Annotated in this window: 2 protein-coding genes; both read left to right on the plus strand. The window is 45.3% G+C overall.

What is annotated here, in order from left to right:
• Positions 1-231 precede the first annotated feature (231 nt).
• On the plus strand, positions 232-1,638 hold the full coding sequence (locus F6K20_RS36630; protein ID WP_287298117.1) for a hypothetical protein: 1,407 nt from the start codon (positions 232-234) through the stop codon (positions 1,636-1,638).
• A 39-nt stretch (positions 1,639-1,677) separates the two neighbouring features.
• Positions 1,678-1,871, plus strand: a 194-nt coding sequence (locus F6K20_RS36635; RefSeq protein ID WP_287298119.1) for a MerR family DNA-binding transcriptional regulator, incomplete at its 3' end; no start/stop codon positions are given.

The raw sequence follows: 1,871 nt of genomic DNA on the forward strand, positions 1-1,871 counted from the left end.
GTAAGCGATTGCAGTGCAAAATGTCTATTCTGCAAAGTTGCCTTTGGTAAGGATTGCCAACTAAAATAGAGATGACAGGGAATTTTTAATGGTAAGAATAACTTTTGTTCCCTGTTCCCTGCTCCCTGCTCCCTGCTCCCTACTCCCTACTCCCTAAAACCAAAGATTTTGTACCTCACCCCAAAAGAACACTCCCTAACAGTTGTATCTAGTCCTAAAGTCAAAATAACAATGTCTAGGGATTTCCGGCTTCGTACACTCAAACCTCAATATGAACAACTTTTTGCGACTTGTCAGCTCAGGCGAAGCTGCCTAGAGCCAACTGGCCGCATTGCTCAAGAAATCCTCCAACGGCGAGGAGACTACGGATTTGTGGAACGGCAAACGGGAGTGCCTTGGTGGTTTGTCGGAATTTTGCACTATCGAGAGCTGGACTTTCGAGACGCTCACTTGCACAATGGCGACTCTTTAACTAATAGAACAATTCGCTACCCACAAGGACGACCGATTGAGCCACCAGCTAACGGACAACGATACACGTTTGTTGAGAGTGCGATTGATGCACTGCGCTGGAAACAGTTCCACACTGCCAAAGACCACTCAATCGGTGCAATGCTATGGGGGTTTGAGCTGTGGAATGGTTTCCGTGATGCTAAGGGGGGGAATAATTCCGAGTACCTCTGGAATGGCACCAATCACTTTAGTAGCTCACAACATAGGAATCAATTGCTGGTAGGTAACAGTAATGACTCCTATGGTCAAGGGCACAAGATCGGAGCAGCAGCAATTGTTTGGTATCTGTATTACCAAGGAATGCTTAATCAACGGTTACAATTTGCCACTCCACAAAGTTCTGTTAATTGGCAACAGGCAAGCAACACGGGATCAATTCAGTTCCTGGATATGCTCAAAGGTTATGGGAAACTGCCTCATCAAGATGCAGCACTAGCTTGGCTGCAACAACAGCAGTCGCCATCAGTGCTAACTGAATTTGCTCGTCGCTGGCAGGATGATGCTGATCGCAAATTAGTCTCTGTGGGGAAGTCTGCTGTTGTACAACTGCCCAATGGCACTCAGTTACCGAGTAATTTTGTACTTCGGCAACAATCTCGGAAACCAGAAAGTCGAGGCACTAGGCCACAGACAGCTATTAGGCTAAGAGTACTGAGCGATACTTTCTTTAAAACAAGCACCCAACAGTCCTATCAGCTGAAAGACTCACAAAAAGTTTTCGTCAAGGCAAACACTGAGTTTGAGATTACATCGGATCAGCCAGCAGAGAATAAGCATATTCAGGTTGTCCTGGCCAATGTTGCTTTAGGCACACCACCATTAAAAACCTGGTACGTCTTCTGTGACCATGTTGAAATTGAAGGCAGTGAACCCAATAACGCACCTAAGGATCAACAACAATCTGACTTAATTAAGATTAACTCTGACAAGACTGGTCCAATTCAGTTGCCTGGATATGACAAAACGGTTTACCTATCGGAGGCGATTATCACTGGTGGTCACTTTAGTTGGGCAGAGGCAACCAAAAATGGTACCCGCATTCCTACGGAGAAAAGTATTGTGGAGGGCATTCTCAGAATTGCTGAGGTAATGGAGGTTAGTAGACAGTTATGCAAAGTGTCATAAAGTCTAGTAAAGTCTTTTCATAATTGTTAGAATAGAGACATGACACTAGTACCACTCCGTAAGGCGGTCGAACTTACGGGACTCTCTCAAACCACTTTGAGGAAATATGCAGACAATGGCATCATCAAATGCGAACGAACCCCAAGCGGGTACAGAATGTTCGATACAGTTAGTCTTGCCACTTTGGGGAAACGAAAAGCTCCCGAGCCAGTCACAATTTGTTACTGCCGAGA

The sequence above is a fragment of the Moorena sp. SIO2C4 genome (genome assembly GCF_010672485.1).
Classification (GTDB): Bacteria; Cyanobacteriota; Cyanobacteriia; order Cyanobacteriales; family Coleofasciculaceae; genus Moorena; species Moorena producens.